Here is a 17,425-nt window from a genome sequence, read left to right as displayed (position 1 = left end):
TCCTCCCTTCTTCTCGCCCCGTCCGCGGCGGCGGATCGAGACTGGCGAATCGCGCTGGAGCGGCGTACTGTATCGATCCAGAAGGTCTACTGGATCGATACAGAAGGCGGACCGGTGAAGCCGACACTGCAAACAGTGGCCGACGCCGTGGGCGTCTCCCGCAGCACGGTCTCCAACGCCTACAGCCGGCCCGACCAGTTGTCACCGGCACTGCGCGAGAAGATCCACGAGGCGGCCCGCCAACTGGGCTACCCGGGGCCGGACCCGACCGCACGGTCGCTGCGGCGCGGCCGGGTCGGCGCCATCGGGGTGCTCTTCACCCTGGCACTCTCCTACGCCTTCACCGACCCGTACGCGGTGCAGTTCCTCCGGGGCATCGCCGAGACCGCCGAGCGGCACGGCAGCGGCCTGCTGATCGTCCCGCTCTCCGAGTCGGAGGAGGAGGCCGGCATCCAGGCGGTCCGGAACGCGGCGGTGGACGGCTTCTGCGTCTACTGCGTACCGGCCTGGCACGGGGCGCTGGACGTGACCCGGTCCCGTGGACTGCCGACGGTCGCCGCCGAACGCCCCGCCGAGGTGGGACCCGACACCATGTACGTGGGGATCGACGAGGCCGCCGCCGCCCGTACCGTCGGCAGCCACCTCGCCCGGCTGGGGCATCGCCGGGTCGCGGTGGTCTCCGACTTCCTGGTCGCGCAGCGCCGTACCGGACCGGTCACCGTCGCCGACCCGGCTGAGATCCGGTACGACGTCACCCGCGAACGGCTGCGCGGCTTCGCCGAGGGACTGGCCGAGGGCGGCGTCGACTGGCCCGACCTGCTGCTCTGCAACGCCGCCGCCAACAGCCGCACCGAGGGAGCCAACGCGGCGGCGTACGCGCTCGACCGCGCGGACCGGCCCACGGCGGTGCTGGCCATCACCGACCTGCTGGCGCTCGGGGTGCTCGACGCGCTCGCCACCCGCGGCCTGCGACCCGGTCGGGACGTCTCGGTCACCGGCTTCGACGACATCCCGGAGGCCGCCGCCGCCGGGCTCACCACGATCCGGCAACCGGCGGTGGAGAAGGGCGCGATCGCCGGCCGGCTGCTGCTGGAGCCACCGGAGGATCCCGCCGACCGTCAGGTGCTACTCCCCACCGACCTGGTCGTCCGCGCCTCGACCGGTCCCGTCGAAAGGAAGTGACCATGGATCCCGTCGGTTACCACCTCGCGCTCGGTGCGACCGAGCGACACGTCCGGTCCGCCCGGCCGGAGGCACCGGTCCGGCCCGACCGGGAGTCGAACCCCGGCGGTGGCCCGGGCCGGCTGCGTCGCGGCACGGCGGCGATGCTGCGGCAGGTCGCCGACCGGCTCGCCCCGGCCCAGCAGGTAGGGCCCGCCCCGACCACCCGGACCTGCACGTCCTGACCCGGGCTTACCGGCCGCGCATCTGCCGGAAGGCCCCCTTGGGCGGGCGCATGTTCTTCGGAATCGCGCCCTTCGGCAGTTGCGGCCGGGCCGCGGAGAGCGCCTTGAGGCGCTTGTCCAGGGCGTTCACGTCCTTGCCCTTGAGGTTCGGCGGCAGCCGCAACAGGGTCGTACGCAGCTTGCGGATCGACAGCTCGTCCTCGCCCTGCCCGATCAGGTAGTCGTAGAGCGGCGCCGTGCCGATCACCTTGGCGAGCCGCCGCTTCTCCTGGCCGAGCAGGCTGCGGGTCCGCTGCGGGTTGCCCTCGCCGAGCAGGATCACCCCGGGCTTGCCGACGACCAGGTGCACCATGTCCATCTGGGTGGTGGAGCTGACCGCCGGGGTGACCCGCCAGTCACCCCGCATGCTCTCCAGGATCTGCGCCGCCGCCCCCGGCTGCCCCTCGGCGGCGTTCATCATCGCCCGGTTCGAGCGCAGGTTGAGCACGATGAGCAGGGCGAGCAGGGCGACCAGGATGCCGATCGGCAGCCAGAGCCAGCCCCAGGACAGCACCGCGACCACGGTGAGCGCGATCGGGACCAGCACCGCGACGACGGCGAGCGGCACGAACCACTTGTCGCGTTTGGCGGTGAACGAGAACACCATCCCGATCTGCTTCAGCCGCTGGCCGAACGACACCTTCTCCTGCGCCTTTGCCATGCAACGGAGTCTAGTGGGCCGGGACCGCCGGCCCGATCCCCGGCCGGGCACCGCAGCCCGGCCCGGCCGGTCGTGGCCGTACCGGCCGGTCGGGCGGGGCCGTGGGACGCCGGCCGGGGATCGGGGCGACCGGCTGGCGAGCCGGGCCGGGTAAGGACCTTACGGCCGCACGGCACCGCAGGTGGGCGGAACTAAGGAGGCCGGCCGGGCGGAGATGAGGCGGAACGCCAATGTGGCCGGGGTGCCTTCCGGCGAAGAGTGGACATCAGCGAAGAGAACCCGATCGAATGGAGCTCGACGATGTTCAGCACCGACGCCCACTTCCTGCTCACCCTGCACCGTACCCACGCCGCCGAACTGCGGGCCGAGGCCGACTCGGCCCGGCTGGCCTCCTCGGTGGCGCGCGGTTCCCGGCGGGACCCGAGGCGCACCGCGCGGAAACGGCGGCTCGACTCCGCCGCGTCCCGCGCCCCGGCGGCCTAGGTGAACCCGGACACGGCCCTCGCCGTCCGCCGACCCGACCGGGTCGACGGGCGGTCCGCCGTCCCGGGCACCGGTCCGGCCGGCCGCCCCGGCCCGCCGACCGGGGCCGGTGCCACCGTCCGGATCTTCGAAGATCCGGTCCGGCGTGGCATCCTCGATCCCGTGACCACTCGCGCCGCCAGCAGCGTTCTCGTCGGCCGTCAGTCCGAACTCGCCGTCCTGCGGGACGCACTCAAGCGGGTCCGGACCGACGAGCCGACCGCGCTGCTGGTGGGCGGCGAGGCCGGGGTCGGCAAGAGCCGGCTGATCGAGGAGTTCGGCCGGCACGCCGTCGCCGACGGCAACCAGATCCTCGTCGGCCAGTGCCTGGAACTCGGCGAACAGGGCCTGCCGTTCGCGCCGTTCGCCGCCGCGCTCCGCCAGGTGCTGCGCCGCGACGGGGCGGCGGCCTTCGAGGGGTACGAACGGGAGTTCGCCCGCCTGCTGCCCGAGCTGGACCGGCTCGGGGCGGTGTCGGCCGGCACCGACACCCGGCACGCACCGGACGCGCCAGGGCTCTCCCTGGACCCGCACCGGGGCTACCTCTTCGAGCTGGTCGCCGGGCTCTTCACCCGACTCGCCGCACAGCGCCCGCTGGTGCTGGTGATCGAGGACCTGCACTGGGCCGACCGGTCGACCCGGGACCTGATCGCCTTCCTGGCCCGCGCGGTCCGGCCGTCCCGGGTACTGCTGATCTGCACCTACCGCTCCGACGAGCTGCACCGGGGACACCCGCTCCGCCCGTTCCTGGCCGAACTCGACCGGGCCCGGGGCGTCGAACGGCTCGAACTCGACCGGCTGGACCGGGAGGGGACCGGTCAGGTGCTCGCCGACCTCTTCGGCTTCGAGCCCAGCGACCGGGCCATCGACACCATCCACGACCGGACCCAGGGCAACCCGTTCTTCGTCGAGGAACTCGCCGCCGCCAGCGACCCGAGCGGCTGCGCCGACCTGCCGGACACCCTGCGCGACCTGCTGCTCGCCCGGGTCGACCGGCTGCCCGAGCCGGCCCAGCGGGTGCTCCGGATCGCCGGGGCCGGCGGCACCCGGATCGCCCACGAACTCCTCGCCGAGGTCGCCGGAGTGCCGGAGACCGAGCTGGAGGAGGCGCTCCGGGCCGCCGTCGCCGCCCAGCTCGTGGTCGCCGACCCGGACGGCGGCTACGAGTTCCGGCACGCGCTGGTCCGGGAGGCCGTGCACGAGGACCTGCTCCCCGGCGAGCACGCCCGGCTGCACGCCCGGTACGCGGCCGCGATCGAGGCGCAGCCGCAGCTCGTCGCCGACGGCCGGGTCCCGGCCGAGCTGGCCCACCACTGGTACGCGGCACACGACTACCCCCGGGCGCTGACCTCGGCCTGGGCCGCCGCCGAGGCGGCCGGCTCCCGGTACGCGTACGCCGAGCAGGGGCGGCTGCTGGAGCGGGTACTCGAACTCTGGGAGCAGGTGCCGGACGCGGAGCAGCGACTCGGCCGCGACCACCTCGACGTGCTGGAGGCGACCCTCTCGGCCACCTCTACCGCCGGCGACTACAGCCGGGCGCTGACGCTGACCCGCGCCATGCTGACCGAACTCGACGGCGCGGCCGAACCGGTCCGGACCGCCCGGGTACGGCTGCTGCGCGGGCGGCTGCTCCGGATCCTCGGCAAGTCCGACGGCGCCGAGGACCTGCGCGCGGCGTACGCGCTGGTCGCCGACGTCGACGGCGATCCGCAGCGGGCCCGGCTGCTCGCCGAGATCGCCTTCCAGATCGCCCGGGTCGACCGTGCCGAGGGGGCCCGGATCGCCGCCGAGGCGGTGGCCGCCGCGACCGCACTCGCCGACGAGGACGCCGTGCTGAGCGCGACGCTCGCCGCCGGCTGGGTGTGCAGCCGCGCGGTCTCGTCCGATGCCGGGCTGGCCGACCTGCGCCGCGCCGTCGAGCTGGCCCGGGCGGCGGGCGACCCGCAGACCCTGGTGACCGCCCTGGTGGTCAGCTCCGACGCGCTCTGCGAGGTCGGCCGGTACGCCGAGTCGGCCGAGGCGGCCGCCGCCGGGTACGCCGAGGCGAGGCGGGTCGGGATCAACCGCTCCACCGGCGCCTTCCTCCTCTCCAACCAGGCCGAGGCGCTGATCGCACTCGGCCGGTGGGACGAGGCCGACGAGCTGTGCGGGCAGGCGGCCCGGCTCGACCTGCCCGGCATCAACGGCTACCACTGGTTGCAGTTGCGGGCCGGGCTGCGGCTCGCCCGGGGCCAGGCCGGTGCCGACGAGCTGGTCGCCCGGGCGTTGGGCTTCCTCCGCCGGCCGTACCTGCCGCTGGAGTTGCCGCTGCACGAGCTGCGGGTCGAGGCGGCACTGGCCGGCGGGGACGTCCCGGCGGCGGTGGAGGCCGCCCGGGCCCTGCTCGGCCGGCGGCTCGACACCGACCCCCGGTACGCCTGGCCGGCGCTGGCCGCCGCCGCCCGGGCCGCCGTGGCGGCCGCCGACCCGGAACTCTCCGACCGGGTACGGGCGGCGCGCACCGGACTCGCCGCCCGCTATCCGGCCGAGGTGGCGTACGCGGCCCAGGTGTCGGCGACGCTCGCCGCCGCTGCCGAGGCGGTGCCGTGCTGGCAGGAGGCGGTGGCGGCGTGGCGGGTGGACGGTCAGCGGTACCCGCTCGGCCGGGCACTCTTCTGGCTGGCCGAGGCGGCGGCCACGGCCGGGGACCGGACGCTGGCGGCGAGCGCCCTGGAGGAGGTGTCGGCGATCGCCGGTGAGCTTGCGGCCGTACCCCTGGGGGAGCAGGCGGCGACGCTGGCCCGGCGGCTCGGGTTGCGGGCCGGGCCCGGCGCGGCGCCCGGCACCGACCTGCTCACCGCCCGCGAGCAGGAGGTGCTGCGGCTGGTCGCGGAGGGGCACAGCAACAGCCGGATCGCGCAGCGGCTCTACATCTCGCCGAAGACGGCGAGCGTGCACGTCTCCCGGATCATCGCCAAGCTGGACGTGGCGAACCGGATCGAGGCGGCGGCGGTCGCACACCGGCTCGGGCTGCTCGACCCGCAGCCGACCCGGGACGACGGCGTCCCGGCCGGCTGACCGGTGTTCCGGGGTGTCCTGGCCGGTGGGGCGCCCCGGGGTCAGCTCGGGACGGGGTCGCGGGGGAGCACCGGGGCGGCCCGGCCGGTGCCGTGCTCGCCCGGACCCTTCTCCTCGTGGTACTCCTCCTCCACATTGACCGTCCACACGTCGTGGTCGGTGCCGTCCAGGATGTTCGACACCGAGAGCAGCGCGGTCATCATCGAGTGGTCGGCGTTGTTGTAGCGGTGCATCCCGTTGCGGCCGACCGGGTGCACGTTCGGCACCTCGGCGGCGAGCCAGCCGCGGATCGTCGCGACGTTCTCCTTGTAGGCGAAGTCGTAGAACGGGTAGGCGCGGGGCATCCGGACCACGTAGCCGGTCTCGACCGAGCCGGGACGGACCAGGCCGAGCCGCTCCAGCTCGGCGGTGCCGAGCGCGACCAGGTCGGCGTCCGGACTGTTCCACAGCTCGTCGCCGATGTTGAGGAAGTACTCCAGCCCGAGGCAGGTCCGGCCGTCCTTGACCAGGTACGGCGACCAGGAGCCGAAGTTCTGGATCCGCCCGACCTTCACCTCCGGGGCGTGGATGTAGATCCAGTTGTCCGGGAAGCTGAACTCGGCCGGCACCACCAGCGCGACGGTCAGGAAGTCGCGGTAGAACAGCTCGTTCGCGGCGGCGCGTACGGCCGGCGGGGCGGGCGGGTCCATCGCCAGCACCAGGTGCGAGATCGGCATCGACGACACCACGTGGTCGGCGGCGACCCGGCGCGACCCGTCCGGCCCGGCGACGGTGACCGCGACCGCCCGGCCGCCGGCCCGGTGCACGGCGGTGACCCCGGTGTTCAGGTTGACCCGGCCGCCGCGCTTCTCGACGAGTTCGGCGCAGCGTTCCCACATCATCCCGGGACCGTGCTTCGGATAGTTGAACTCCTCGATCAGGCTGGTGATGTCCTTCTGGTTGCGCCGGGGCAGCAGCGCGTTGAGCACCGCGTTCGACAGCGACAGGTTCTTGATCCGCTGCGCCGCCCAGTCGGCGGAGAGCTGGGTCGCCGGTACGCCCCAGAGCTTCTCGTTGTACGTCTTGAAGAAGTGCTCGAAGAGCCGTCGGCCGAACCGGGCGGTCACCCAGCCGGCGAGGTGGGACTGGTCCTTCGGCGGCGCGACCTTGGCCCAGAGGTACGAGCCGACGCAGCGCAGCGCCTCGACGATGCCGAGGTTGCGCAGCGCGTTGCTGGCCTTGAGCGGATAGTCGTACAGCTTTCCCCGGTAGTAGATCCGGCTCATCCGGGGCCGGAGCAGGAAGTCCTCGGCGGGCAGGATCTCGTGCCAGAGCGCCTCGACCTGGGGCACCTTGGTGAAGAAGCGATGCCCGCCGATGTCGAACCGCCAGCCGTCGCGTTCGACGGTACGGCTGATCCCGCCCACCACGTCGTCGGCCTCGAACACTTCGACGGTGGCGTTCCGCTTGGTCAGCTCGTACGCCGCGGTCAGTCCGGCGGGGCCGGCGCCGATGATCACGGTGTGGGGTGCTGTCATGCTTCTATTCATCACCTTCGACGTGTTGCCGGCAAGCACCTCCCGGCTGACGGCCGGAATCTAACACGCTGCGACAGGTGGAGCGCGCTTCGCCACCGCGCGTGGGCGAGCCGGGGTGAAGGTGGAAGAGAGGCTGGCGAGACCGCCGCCGGAGTTACCGGGCCGTGGTGCCGGTCGGTGCGGTCCGGGCCTCGACGGCCTGCTGGTAGAGCCGGCCGGCACGGTACGACGAACGCACCAGCGGCCCGCTCAGCACCCCGGCGAAGCCGATCTCCTCGGCCTCCTCGCGCAGCTCCACGAACTCCTCCGGCCGAACCCACCGCTCGACGGGGTGGTGCCGGGGCGTCGGGCGCAGGTACTGCGTGATGGTGACCAGCTCGCAGCCGGCGGCGTGCAGGTCGCGCAGCGCCTGGGAGATCTCGGCGCGGTCCTCGCCGAGCCCGAGGATCAGGTTGGACTTGGTCACCAGCCCGGCGGCCCGGGCCTGGGTGAGCACGTCGAGCGAGCGCTCGTAGCGGAACGCCGGCCGGATCCGCTTGAAGATCCGGGGTACCGTCTCGACGTTGTGCGCGAGCACCTCCGGCCGGGCGCCGAAGACCTCGGCGAGCTGTGCCGGGTTGCCGTTGAAGTCGGGGATCAACAGCTCCACCCCGCAGTGCGGCAGGGCCTCCAGGATGCCCTCGGTGGCACCGTCGGCGTCGGCCGGCCGCTCCCGCCGGGTCAGCGCGTGGATCTGCCGGACCGTCTCGGCGTAGAGCCAGGCGCCGCCGTCCGGCAGGTCGTCCCGGGCCACCCCGGTGACGGTGGCGTAGCGCAGCCCCATCGCGACCACCGACTCGGCGACCCGGCGCGGCTCGTCCGCGTCGAAGTCGGCCGGCTTGCCGGTGTCGATCTGGCAGAAGTCGCACCGGCGGGTGCACTGGTCACCGCCGATCAGGAAGGTCGCCTCCCGGTCTTCCCAGCACTCGTAGATGTTGGGGCAGCCGGCCTCCTGGCAGACGGTGTGCAGCCCCTCCCGGGAGACCAGCCCACGGAGCTGGGTGTACTCCGGACCCATCTTCGCCTTGACCTTGATCCACGGCGGCTTGCGCTCGATCGGCGTCGCCGCGTTGCGGGCCTCGACCCGCAGCAGCCGACGCCCCTCCGGCGCGACAGGATTGCCGGTACGGATCTCCGGTGCGGTCACGACGCTCACCCCTCCGGCTTCGGCGGCGGAGGATGGCGCGGAGTGCTCGATGGTCACGAATCCGAGCCTACGCGCCGAGGGGTCGGCCGATCGACCAGAGGCGACCGGACTCACGTGCCGGACCAGGTGATACCACTCACGCCGCCCTCCGGTGCCGCGGGCCGCGCCGGGGGCGGATATTCGGTGTCAGCGCGCCACCCGCCTCGGCTACCGTCCGGGCAGAGCGTTGACGGAGCCGAGTACCACCCGACAACCGGAGTCCAGAGAGTCACCGTCGCTGGAAAGGTGATCTCCGGCCGGGCTGGGAAGACCCTCCCGAGCTGCGGGAAGAACGGCGCCCCGGCGCCCGGTAGACCCCGCCGTCCGGCCCGCGTCACGGGCCACGAACGAGGCCGCCGGCCGTACCGCCGGTGGTGAAGGTGTGGTGGCACCGCGAGTTCCCGCTCGCCCACACTCCCCGGGGTCTTACGGCGCGGTCCGCCTCGGGCGCGCGTCGCGACACGCGACAGGAGTGAACACAGGTGCCACGGGTCCTTTCCACGTCCCTGCCGGCGCACGTTGGCGCGACCGTGACCGCCGCCGGCTGGGTGCACCGGCGCCGGCAGCTCAAGTCGGTGACGTTCCTGATCCTGCGGGACGCCGCCGGACTCGCCCAGGTGGTGGTGACCGACGCCGCGCTGCGGGCCCGGCTGGCCGAGCTGCCGGAGGAGTCGGTGCTGGAGGTGACCGGCCGGGTGGTCGGCAACCCCGCCGCGCCCGCCGGGGTCGAGGTGGCAGACCCGGCCGTACGCCCGCTCGGCGACCCGGCCGTGCCGCCACCCTTCGACGTGTACCGCCCGGAGCTGACCGCGGCCCTGCCGACCCAGCTCGACCATGCGGCGGTGGCGTTGCGCCATCCCACCCGCTCGGCGGCGTTGCGGGTCTCGGCCGCCCTGGTGGCCGGGTTCCGGGCCACCCTCGACCGGCTTGGCTTCGTCGAGGTGCACACCCCGAAGCTCGTCGCCGCCGCCACCGAGAGCGGCGCGAACGTCTTCGCCCTGGACTACTTCGGCCGGCCCGGCTACCTCGCCCAGTCGCCGCAGTTCTACAAGCAGATGCTGGTCGGTGTGCTGGAGCGGGTCTACGAGGTGGGGCCGGTGTTCCGGGCCGAGCCGCACGACACCACCCGGCATCTGACCCAGTACACCTCGCTGGACGTCGAGTTCGGCTTCGTCACCGACCACCGGGACGTGATGCGGCTGCTCCGCGAGGTACTCGCCGGAATGCTCGACCGGCTCACCGACCTCCCGACGCCACAGCCTCTGCCGGCGCAGCCTCCGGCGGTGCCGGCGCAGCCTCCGGCGGTGCCGGTGGAGATCCCGGCGGTGCACTTCGCCGAGGCGCTGGCGATCGCCGGGGCGCCGCCGGACGAGCCCGACCTCGCACCGGCACACGAGCGTGCGCTCGGGGAGTGGGCCCGGACCGAGCACGGCTCCGACTTCCTCTTCGTCACCGGCTATCCGCTGGCCAGGCGCCCCTTCTACACCCACCCGGCCACCGGGCAGAACCCGCCGGGCGCCGCCGTGACGCGGGCGTACTCCAACGGGTTCGACCTGCTGTTCCGGGGCGTGGAGCTGGTCACCGGGGGGCAGCGGCTGCACCGGTACGCCGACTGTCTGGCCGCGCTCGCGGAGCGGGGCGAGCCGGTCGAGCCGTACGCCGGCTATCTGGACGCGTTCCGGCACGGCATGCCCCCGCACGGCGGCTTCGCGATCGGCCTGGAACGCATGGTCACCCAACTGCTCGGCCTGCCGAACGTCCGCCAGGCCACCGCCTTCCCCCGCGACCCGCACCGCCTCACCCCGTGAGCGGGGGCGGCTCCCACTGTTTCGGGGAGACAGCGGGATCTCGCCTCAGAGAGTGTTGGGTAACTGGATGACTACTTCTGGTTGAGTTCGTTGTCGAGGCGTCGAGCCGCTTCGGTCTCGATCGGGCCCTGCGGCTCGATGTCCTCGCCAGCGAGGCGGGCGGCCATCAGCCGGGTCCCAACCCCGCCCCCTGTGCAAAACCCCCACCCCTGTGGACAAAGGAGGTTCGCACCAGTTCGCCGAAAGAGTGCCCTGAACAGGGACGGAGGGGACTCTTTCCCAGAAGTAGGGCGCGCCGGGGTGACGTGCGGGGGCGCCCGGCCTGTCAGCGCAGGAGGCTGTAGGCGATGCCGTCGAGGATGTCCCGTTCGCTGGCGATCACGGAGGTCATTCCGGTGCGTTCCATGATGATTCTGAGCACCAGCGCACCGGCACCGATCACGTCGGCCCGGCCCGGGTGCATCACCGGGATGGTCAGCCGCTCCGCCGAGGAGCGGGCCAGCAGGTCGCCGGTCACCTTCACCACGTCGGCGTACGGGACGCGGGCGTGGTGGATCCGGTCGGGGCGGTACTCCGGCAGGCCCAGCGCGATCCCGGCGACCGTGGTCACCGAGCCGGCCAGCCCGATCAGGGTCGCCGCCTCCCGCCCCGGTACCACCGAGAGCGCCCGGTCCACCACCGCGCCGATCTCCGCCTCGGCCGCCGCCAACTGCTCTGCTGTCGGCGGGTCGCCGTGCAGGTGACGCTCGGTCATCCGGACGCAGCCGATGTCGACCGAGATCGCCGCGTCGACCGTCGGTGCACCGCCACCGGACGGACGGCCGCCGAGCACGAACTCGGTGGAGCCGCCGCCGATGTCGATCACGAGGTAGGGCGCCCGGACGTCGTCGCCGAGCCCGCGTACCGCACCGGTGAAGGAGAGCCGGGCCTCCTCGTCGCCGGTCACCACCTCCGGTTCGACGCCGAGGGTGTCCACCACCATGGACCGGAACTCGCCCGCGTTGGAGGCGTCCCGGGAGGCGGAGGTGGCACACATCCGGATCCGGGACACGCCGAGCGACTCGATCGAGGTGGCGTACCCGATCAGCGCCTTCCGGGTCCGCTCCAGCGCCTCCGGAGCCAGTCGCCCGGTCCGGTCGAGGTCCTGGCCCAACCGGACGATCTCCATCCGGCGTACCACGTCGGCCAGCTCGGCCGCCGGCCCGGCGGACGGGTCCGGCAGGTCGGCCACGAGCAGCCGGATCGAGTTCGTGCCGCAGTCGATCGCGGCCACCCGGTTAGTCACGATCTTCACCCTACTTGTCCTCCAGCTCACGTCGGCGCAGTCCCGGTGACACGTCGTCGGCACGGCCCGCAGCGCCGCAGCCGTCCGCGCCGGGGTGGCTGGCCGTCAGAGCCGGAGCAGCATCCGGACGTTGCCGAGGGTGTTCGGCTTGACCCGTTCCAGGCCGAGGAACTCGGCGACGCCCTCGTCGTACGAGCGGAGGAGTTGCTCGAAGACCGCCTGCGGCACCGGCGCGCCGTCGATCTCGACGAAGCCGAAGGCGGCGAAGAAACGGGTCTCGAAGGTGAGTACGAAGACCCGGGCGACGCCCAGTTCGCGGGCGGTGGTCAGCAGTTCCGCCACGATCCGCTGACCGATCTTGCGGCCCCGGTGTGCCGGGTGCACCGCCACCGTCCGGATCTCGGCCAGGTCCTCCCACATCACGTGCAGCGCACCGCAGCCGACGACCGTGTCGTCCGCCGGGTCGACCGCGACCCAGAACTCCTGGACGTCCTCGTAGAGCGTGACGGTGGCCTTGCTGAGCAGCCGCCGCTCCGGGCTGTAGGTGTCGATCAGGTCGCGGATTCCGCGTACGTCGGCGGTCCGGGCCCGCCGGATGATCAACTCGGCCGGAGCCGGAGCCGGAGCCGGAGCCGGAGCCGGAGCGTCGTCGCCGGTCATGCGGCGGGCTCTCCCGACCGGGCCGATCCGACCGGCTCGACGCAGGGGCCGGCGGCCCACCACTGTTCGAGCAGTTCGAGCACCTCGTCGCCGAACGGGTTGACGCCGGGGCCGGCGGCCAGCGCGTGCCCGAGGTGCACGTGCAGGCACTTCACCCGGCCCGGCATGCCGCCGGCCGAGATGCCGTCGATCTCCGGCACGGTGCCGATCGCCTCCCGCCGGGCGAGATAGTCCCGGTGCGCCGCCAGATAGCGCTCGGCCAGCTCCGGGTCGGCACCGAGCCGCTCCTGCATCTCGCGCATCAGCCCGGCGGACTCCAACCGGCTGCACCCGGCCACCGCGCGCGGGCAGGTCAGATAGAAGAGGGTCGGAAAGGGGGTGCCGTCGGCGAGCCGTGGGGTGGTCTCCACCACGTCCGGCTGGCCGCACGGACAGCGGTGCGCCACCGCCCGGGTGCCGCGCGGGGTCCGGCCGAGCTGGGCGGCGACGGCCGCCAGGTCCGCGTCGGTGGCCGGCTCCCGCACCGGTGCCGGCACGCCGGCCGCCGCCGGCTTCGCGCCGGCCCGACCCGCCGCATCGGGTACGCCGACCGGGTCGGAACCGCTCACCGGGCCGCCTTGTCCGGCTCGTTGGCGGCCTGCACGCTGCCCCAGAGGGTGTCGTACCAGGGCTCCGGGGCCCGTTCGGTCGCGTTGGGGTCGATCCCGGCGTCCCGGGCGGCGCCCTTGGGGTCGGTGAGCACCACGTACGGCGTGTCGCCGGGCACCACCATGTAGAAGCGCTCCCTCGCCTGGATCTTGACGTATTCCGGGTCGTCCCAGAGCGCCGCCTCCTCGGTCAGGTCACCGATGAGTTCCCGCTGCGCCTGCTGGGCCGCCTCGATCCGGGCGATGTCGGCCTGCTGGTTGAGATAGACCCGCACCGGATAGGTGTAGGCCAGCGCGAGCGCCACCAGCACCCCGGCGAGTACGGTCGCCCGGCCGGTGTAGCGCCGGGGATGCTGGGCGTACGTCCGCTTCACCGCGCGGGCGGCGACGGTCCGGCGGGCCGCCGCGGGCCGGCTGCCCGAGCGGGCGCCGTCCGCGCCCCGGCCGGCGCCGGAGGCCCGGGTCGAACCGGTGGCCCGGGTGGCTCCGGGGGAGCGGGCCTGGCCCTGTCGTGGCTCGGCCCGGGAGCCCGGCTCCCGACCCGAGGCGCGACCGGTCCGGGACGTCCCGGACCGGCCGGCACGATCCGGCCGTCGAGCCGGGCCCTGCCCGCTCGGCGTACGGCGTTGCGTCATCGCCGTCGCACCCCTCCCCCGAAGGCTGACCCGTCAGTTGGAACGGTAACGCGGAAAGGCGCCGGTGCCGGCGTACCGCGCCGCGTCGGCCAGCTCCTCCTCGATCCGCAGCAGCTGGTTGTATTTCGCCACCCGGTCGGAGCGGGCCGGCGCACCGGTCTTGATCTGGCCACAGCCGGTCGCCACCGCCAGGTCGGCGATGGTGGTGTCCTCGGTCTCGCCGGAGCGGTGGCTCATCATGCACTTGAAGCCGGCCCGGTGCGCCATGTCGACCGCCTCGAACGTCTCGGTCAGCGAACCGATCTGGTTCACCTTGACCAGTACGGCGTTCGCGGTCCGCTCCGCGATGCCCCGGGCGATCCGCTGCGGGTTGGTGACGAAGAGGTCGTCACCGACGATCTGGACCCGGTCGCCGAGCGCGGCGGTCAGCCCGGCCCAGCCGGACCAGTCGTCCTCGGAGAGCGGGTCCTCGATGGAGACGATCGGGTACTCGTCGGCCAGCTTGTGGTAGTAGGCGGTCATCTCGTCCGCCGTCTTGGTGCTGCCCTCGAAGGTGTAGACCCCGTCGTCGAAGAACTCGGTGGCGGCGACGTCGAGCGCGAAGACGATGTCGGTGCCGAGCCGGTAGCCGGCCTTCTCGACCGCCTCGGCGATCAGGTCGAGCGCGGTGGAGTTGGTCGGCAGGTCGGGGGCGAAGCCGCCCTCGTCGCCGAGGCCGGTGGCCAGGCCCTTCTTCTTCAGCACGGACTTGAGCGCGTGGTAGACCTCGGCGCCCGAGCGCAGCGCCTCGCGGAACGAGGGCGCGCCGATCGGGGCGATCATGAACTCCTGCACGTCGACGTTGGAGTCGGCGTGCGCGCCACCGTTGAGGATGTTCATCATCGGCACCGGCAGCAGGTGCGCGTGCGGGCCGCCCAGGTAGCGGAAGAGGCTCAGCTCGGCGCTGTTCGCCGCCGCCTTGGCCACCGCCAGCGAGACCCCGAGGATGGCGTTGGCGCCCAGCTCGGACTTGGTGTCGGTGCCGTCGATGTCGAGCATCTTCTGGTCGATCAGCCGCTGCTCGCTGGCCTCGTAGCCGACGAGCTGGTCGACGATCCGGTCCTCGATGTTGGCGACGGCCTTCTCCACGCCCTTGCCGTTGTAGCGGTCGGAGTCACCGTCGCGCAGCTCGATCGCCTCGAAGGCTCCGGTCGACGCGCCGGACGGCACCGCGGCGCGGGCGACAGTACCGTCGTCCAGCCCGACCTCGACCTCGACGGTCGGGTTGCCGCGCGAGTCGAGAATCTCCCGGGCGACGATTCCCTCGATGGTGGCCACTGTCCTGCTCCTCAAAATCGAAGTCTGTCCATCGATAGCCGATGGCGGTCCGTCCCCGTCGCGGCGGTGCGGCGCAGGCTCCCGCAGGCAGCCTATCGGTCCGGCCCGGGGCTTCGGGCGCTGCCTCCGGGCCCGGCCGCCCGGGCGCGGGACCGTCCGACATTTGCGGAGATCCTTCACAGTACGTGGGAACCGGTTTGCGCGCGCTTGACCCGATCGTGAAGGCTGTGGGCCATGCCGGCTGTGTCGATCTCACTCCGGGTACTCGCGGGGGCGATCATTTCCGTACTGGCGGTCTCCGGGTGCCAGACCCTGGACGACGCCGGGCGGGTGATCGGCCGGGCAGACCTGGTCAACGACCTGGCCGCCCGACTGGACCGCGCCAACGAGCTGACCTACTCGGCGGACTACCAGCTCCCGGGCGGCCGGAGCGCCTCCATCGCGCAGTCGCAGGACCCGTTGCGCGCGGCGTACACCTATCCGGGTGGCAAGCTGACGGTCACCACCGACGCGACCACGGCCTGCGACACCAGCACGAAGAAGCCGACCTGCACCCTCACCGCACCGCCGGCCGCGAACGCCAAGCCGTCGGTCACCGTCTTCGCCGACATGAACAAGCGCGGCCTGGTCAGCCCGCCGGTGGTGGTCGGCCTGCTCACCGCCGCCGCGCTCGACCCGGACGCGACGATCCGGCAGTACGACACCACGGTCGCCGGGCGGCACGCCACCTGTGTCGAGGTCGACCAGCTCAGCGACGCCCCGGCGGCCGGTTTCGACGCCTGCATCACCAGCGAGGGCGCGTTGGGCAGCTTCACCGGTACGGTCGACGGCACCGACCTGGAGGTGGCGCTGAGCCGCTACCGCGACGCGGTGGAGAGCAGCGCGTTCGACCTGCCCGCCGGTGCCGGACTGGTCGACCGGCGGGCCAATGCGGGGCAACCGAGCGCCTGACCCTCAGGCCAGGTCGTATTCGTCCAGGCCGAGCAGGGCCGGCAGGTGCCGCGGCGCCGGGGAGCCGTGCGCCAGCATCGCGTCGTGCCACTGCCGGACCGGCACCCCGGCCGGCCGGCGCGCGGCGATCCCGGCGACCTGGTGGTAGCCGACGAAATAGGTGGAGAGCTGGGTCGAGGTGAGCAGGGCCCGGCGCCACTTGCCGGCCGCCTCGCCCTCCTCCTGGAAGCCCCGCCCGGTCATCAGCTCCAGCGCGTCGGACTCGGACAGCTCCTCGCAGTGCGTCAACTGGTCGAGGATGGCGTTGATGGTCATCCGGAGCTGCATCTTGAGCTGCTGCAACCGCACCGCCAGGCCGCCGAAACCCCGCTCGACCATCGCCTCCTCGGCGTAGACCGCCCAGCCCTCGATGAACGTCCCCGAGTGGCCGAGCGCGCGGGCCCGGCTGCTGCCCCGGTAACGGCGGGCGTGCGCCAGCTGGAGGAAGTGCCCCGGCACCGCCTCGTGCACGGTCAGGTTGCGGATCATGTGGTCGTTGTACTCCCGGAAGAACGACTCCACCCGGGCCGCCGACCAGTCCGCCGGGGTCGGCGCGATGCAGTAGTACGTCGGCACCGCCGCCGGCTCCAGCGGACCCGGCGCGTCGCAGTAGGCGACCGCGACCCCCCGGTCGTGCTCGGGCATCTCCCTGATCACGCAGGCGTCGTCGACCAGCGACACCAGCTCGGTGTCGGCGACGAAGTCGAGCACCTCGTCCAGGGTGGTCCGGGCCAGCGGTACCACCGAGGAGTTGTCCGGGTGCTCGTCGGCGAGCAGGGCCAGCGCCTGGCGTACCGTCTCGTCCGAGGCCGGACCACCGACCAGCTCGACCGCCGCCGCCCGGATCTCCTCGGTGACCCGCTCCAGGTTCGCCCAGGCCGAGTCGAGGACCTGCCGGGCACCCAGCTCGGTGTCCAGGGTGTGCCAGAGCCGCGCCTCCCAGAGCCGCCGCCCCAGCCGGGGGGTCCCGACCCGGCCCCGCGTCGTCGCGCAGTCCGGCGCGGAGCCGGTCGGCGAACCCGGTCAGCTCGCGGATCGCCGTCCGGGCGACCGGCTCGACCACGTCGCGCAGCTCGGGCGCCTCGGCGAGCAGGGCCGGCACCTGGTCCCGGACCAGCGCCGCCGCGCCCTCGAACTGCCCGACGGCGGTCTCGGCGTGGATCCGGGGTACGTCGTGCAGCCCGGCCCGCGCCGTCGCCAGCGCGTCCGGTACGGCGGCCAGCCGACCCGCCAGGCTGGTCAGCCGCACCTCGGCCGGGGCGAACGGACGGGCGACCAGCGCGTGCAGCAGCGGTCCCGGGTTGTGCACCAGCGGGTTCCACTCGTGCGACCGCACCTCGGTCAGCTCGAAGATCCCCCGGTCCACCAGTGCGGTGAGCACGGCGTGGTCGACCCGTTCCGGTACGTCCAACTCCTCGGCGTCCACCTCGGAGAGCGCGTGCGCGGCGTCCCGCAGCATCGCCACCCGCCCGGCGACGGCATCGGCGGAGCGGTCCGGCAACTGGTCGTCGAAACCGTGTTCGCCGACCGACGAGGCCAGCTCGGGATCGCTCGCCAGGAGCGCGTCGACGATCCGTTCGGCGAGCGGGACGAATGGTGGCATGGGAAAAACCTAGACGATCAGCTCTTCCGCCGTCGGCCGGCGCATCGGCCCGT

At 73.2% G+C, this 17,425-nt stretch carries 14 protein-coding genes and 1 pseudogene; 6 read left to right on the top strand and 9 right to left on the bottom strand.

Going from position 1 to position 17,425, the window contains the following annotated elements; translation table 11 throughout:
- Positions 1-135 precede the first annotated feature (135 nt).
- Positions 136-1,182, top strand: coding sequence for a LacI family DNA-binding transcriptional regulator (locus C6361_RS33435; RefSeq protein ID WP_234359165.1), 1,047 nt, complete (start codon positions 136-138; stop codon positions 1,180-1,182).
- Positions 1,183-1,184: 2 nt separating this feature from the next.
- Positions 1,185-1,406: a hypothetical protein gene (locus tag C6361_RS33430; protein WP_107261652.1), complete on the top strand. Its 222-nt coding sequence runs from the start codon at positions 1,185-1,187 to the stop codon at positions 1,404-1,406.
- A gap of 7 nt (positions 1,407-1,413) precedes the next feature.
- Here C6361_RS33430 and C6361_RS33425 read toward each other — a convergent pair whose 3' ends face one another.
- Positions 1,414-2,106, bottom strand: coding sequence for a DUF4191 domain-containing protein (locus C6361_RS33425; protein ID WP_107261650.1), 693 nt, complete (start codon positions 2,104-2,106; stop codon positions 1,414-1,416).
- Between the two features lie 300 nt (positions 2,107-2,406).
- Here C6361_RS33425 and C6361_RS33420 point away from each other — a divergent pair, with 300 nt between their 5' ends.
- Together C6361_RS33420 and C6361_RS33415 are read left to right on the top strand one after the other, a co-directional pair.
- Complete coding sequence (locus tag C6361_RS33420; protein WP_159079596.1) at positions 2,407-2,589, top strand: hypothetical protein; 183 nt, start codon at positions 2,407-2,409, stop codon at positions 2,587-2,589.
- Positions 2,590-2,751: 162 nt separating this feature from the next.
- Positions 2,752-5,685 (top strand): AAA family ATPase, encoded by a 2,934-nt coding sequence (locus tag C6361_RS33415; RefSeq protein ID WP_234359164.1) that lies wholly within the window; start codon positions 2,752-2,754, stop codon positions 5,683-5,685.
- Between the two features lie 41 nt (positions 5,686-5,726).
- Here the strand turns inward: C6361_RS33415 and C6361_RS33410 are convergent, their stop codons facing one another.
- Both C6361_RS33410 and C6361_RS33405 read right to left on the bottom strand, forming a co-directional pair.
- The gene (locus C6361_RS33410; protein ID WP_107261646.1) at positions 5,727-7,202 is read right to left on the bottom strand and encodes an NAD(P)/FAD-dependent oxidoreductase; all 1,476 of its coding nucleotides are present in this window, start codon (positions 7,200-7,202) and stop codon (positions 5,727-5,729) included.
- Positions 7,203-7,356: 154 nt separating this feature from the next.
- The gene (locus C6361_RS33405) at positions 7,357-8,445 is read right to left on the bottom strand and encodes a lipoyl synthase (RefSeq protein ID WP_369930884.1); all 1,089 of its coding nucleotides are present in this window, start codon (positions 8,443-8,445) and stop codon (positions 7,357-7,359) included.
- Between the two features lie 464 nt (positions 8,446-8,909).
- Between C6361_RS33405 and aspS the strand changes: the two genes are divergently transcribed.
- Complete coding sequence (gene aspS / locus C6361_RS33400) at positions 8,910-10,235, top strand: aspartate--tRNA(Asn) ligase (protein ID WP_107270163.1); 1,326 nt, start codon at positions 8,910-8,912, stop codon at positions 10,233-10,235.
- A 325-nt stretch (positions 10,236-10,560) separates the two neighbouring features.
- Here aspS and C6361_RS33395 read toward each other — a convergent pair whose 3' ends face one another.
- The 5 genes from C6361_RS33395 to eno all read right to left on the bottom strand — a co-directional run bounded on the left by C6361_RS33395 (position 10,561) and on the right by eno (position 14,779).
- Entirely contained in the window at positions 10,561-11,508 is a 948-nt protein-coding gene (locus C6361_RS33395; RefSeq protein WP_107271336.1) for a Ppx/GppA phosphatase family protein, read from the bottom strand.
- Positions 11,509-11,625: 117 nt separating this feature from the next.
- Positions 11,626-12,180 (bottom strand): amino-acid N-acetyltransferase, encoded by a 555-nt coding sequence (locus tag C6361_RS33390; protein ID WP_107270162.1) that lies wholly within the window; start codon positions 12,178-12,180, stop codon positions 11,626-11,628.
- Positions 12,177-12,788 carry a DUF501 domain-containing protein gene (locus tag C6361_RS33385; RefSeq protein ID WP_107270161.1) on the bottom strand — a complete coding sequence of 204 codons (612 nt, stop codon included), beginning with the start codon at positions 12,786-12,788 and terminating at the stop codon, positions 12,177-12,179. The genes C6361_RS33390 and C6361_RS33385 overlap by 4 nt, the downstream gene beginning before the upstream one ends.
- Entirely contained in the window at positions 12,785-13,462 is a 678-nt protein-coding gene (locus tag C6361_RS33380; protein ID WP_107270160.1) for a septum formation initiator family protein, read from the bottom strand. Before C6361_RS33380 ends, C6361_RS33385 begins: the two co-directional genes overlap by 4 nt.
- A 33-nt stretch (positions 13,463-13,495) precedes the next feature.
- Complete coding sequence (gene eno / locus C6361_RS33375; protein ID WP_107260652.1) at positions 13,496-14,779, bottom strand: phosphopyruvate hydratase; 1,284 nt, start codon at positions 14,777-14,779, stop codon at positions 13,496-13,498.
- 234 nt (positions 14,780-15,013) lie between these two features.
- On the opposite strand from eno, the gene C6361_RS33370 reads away from it, so the two are divergent.
- Positions 15,014-15,730 (top strand): hypothetical protein, encoded by a 717-nt coding sequence (locus tag C6361_RS33370; protein WP_107270159.1) that lies wholly within the window; start codon positions 15,014-15,016, stop codon positions 15,728-15,730.
- A 3-nt stretch (positions 15,731-15,733) separates the two neighbouring features.
- Here the strand turns inward: C6361_RS33370 and C6361_RS33365 are convergent.
- Positions 15,734-17,372 (bottom strand): annotated as a pseudogene (locus C6361_RS33365) (DUF885 domain-containing protein).
- Positions 17,373-17,425: the final 53 nt, after the last annotated feature.

Origin of the sequence: Plantactinospora sp. BC1 (assembly GCF_003030345.1) — a bacterium.
Lineage (GTDB): Bacteria > Actinomycetota > Actinomycetes > Mycobacteriales > Micromonosporaceae > Plantactinospora.
This window is presented reverse-complemented; position numbering and strand designations above follow the sequence as displayed.

What these genes read in the sequence shown, in the direction of transcription:
- C6361_RS33430 (WP_107261652.1), top strand. Translation starts at nt 1,185, where the DNA reads ATGGATCCCGTCGGTTACCACCTCGCGCTCGGTGCGACCGAGCGACAC.
- C6361_RS33425 (WP_107261650.1), bottom strand. Translation starts at nt 2,106, where the DNA reads ATGGCAAAGGCGCAGGAGAAGGTGTCGTTCGGCCAGCGGCTGAAGCAG.
- C6361_RS33420 (WP_159079596.1), top strand. Translation starts at nt 2,407, where the DNA reads ATGTTCAGCACCGACGCCCACTTCCTGCTCACCCTGCACCGTACCCAC.
- C6361_RS33410 (WP_107261646.1), bottom strand. Translation starts at nt 7,202, where the DNA reads ATGACAGCACCCCACACCGTGATCATCGGCGCCGGCCCCGCCGGACTG.
- C6361_RS33390 (WP_107270162.1), bottom strand. Translation starts at nt 12,180, where the DNA reads ATGACCGGCGACGACGCTCCGGCTCCGGCTCCGGCTCCGGCTCCGGCT.
- C6361_RS33380 (WP_107270160.1), bottom strand. Translation starts at nt 13,462, where the DNA reads ATGACGCAACGCCGTACGCCGAGCGGGCAGGGCCCGGCTCGACGGCCG.
- C6361_RS33370 (WP_107270159.1), top strand. Translation starts at nt 15,014, where the DNA reads ATGCCGGCTGTGTCGATCTCACTCCGGGTACTCGCGGGGGCGATCATT.